This window comes from Aequorivita xiaoshiensis, from assembly GCF_022008395.1.
Taxonomy (GTDB): domain Bacteria; phylum Bacteroidota; class Bacteroidia; order Flavobacteriales; family Flavobacteriaceae; genus Aequorivita; species Aequorivita xiaoshiensis.
Genome location: NZ_JAIRBB010000051.1, coordinates 1 through 1,048 on the forward strand (window position 1 = coordinate 1; position 1,048 = coordinate 1,048).

Sequence of the window (1,048 nt, forward strand, 5' to 3'; positions counted from 1 at the left end):
TTTAAAACGGTTTTAGTCTCAATAAAATAACTTAGTTTTAGTGTTATTAATTAAAATTGTGCGAGGAACGCGATGCAATCGCGCACCAGCGGGGGTATTATATAAATATAGAAATGGACAAATTAATAAAGGTAAGCAGGAGTAGGATAGTCTTTATCCTTCTTTTAAGTATTGTTTTTATCAGTAAATCTTGTAAAGCTATCATGGGTAGTACGAGCGAACCATTTGATATAAAATTTAAGTCACTTTACGAAGATGATCGATGCACTTTGACAATAAATGGGGTGAAATATTATGATAGGGAACCTATTGTAACCGAAAGAAGTTTAGGAATTGATTTAAGTAAACGAATAGTCATCAAAGAAGATGTAATCCATATGAATATCCAGTTTGATGCATTAATTGATTCCATATTAGACATTCAAAGAAAAATCGAACTTGATACAACGCTTTATCTTAAAGATGGATATAATGTTATTATTTATGCAAGTTCGGATCGTGTATTAATCCAACAAGAGTCAGATATATATATACTGGAATGATTCAAAAATTACAATACTTTGCTGCTGCGGCAGGGGTAGGCGGTAGTATAACCTTATTAGATATTAATTCAGGCTTGGGAACAACCTCAAGAGATAAACCTTGGAAAAAATGGTAAAATATATATTTTTAGCATTATTAATGTTGAATCTTAGTTGTAATCCTTATGATAAGTATTCAAAAATTATTAGTGATTCTGAAATCTCTGTAACAGTAAGAAAACATAAAAATGACCGAGGCGGTTCAATAATTAATGATATTTATTAGATTCTAGCTGTCCATTAATTAGTGAATACTCAAGCTCAGATTTTGAAAGCATGGACGAATTGTATTTTGCTTTTCAATTAGTTCCCTATGTACTTTTTAAAAATAAAAATGAAGATTTTTTTTATGTAATCAAAGAACAAGACCCCCCGCTAGCGCGCGAATCCTTTCGCGTGCTTTGAGCTTTCCTTCTTTAAAACGGTTTTAGTCTCAATAAAATAACTTAGTTTTAGTGTTATTAATT

At 30.8% G+C, this 1,048-nt stretch carries 1 protein-coding gene; it reads left to right on the forward strand.

What is annotated here, in order from left to right; genetic code table 11:
• Positions 1-113: 113 nt before the first annotated feature.
• The gene (locus tag K8344_RS13915) at positions 114-542 is read left to right on the forward strand and encodes a hypothetical protein (protein WP_237609282.1); all 429 of its coding nucleotides are present in this window, start codon (positions 114-116) and stop codon (positions 540-542) included.
• The last annotated feature ends 506 nt before the right edge of the window (positions 543-1,048 follow it).

Coding starts and splice junctions, on each gene's coding strand:
- K8344_RS13915 (WP_237609282.1), top strand. CDS start 114: ATGGACAAATTAATAAAGGTAAGCAGGAGTAGGATAGTCTTTATCCTT.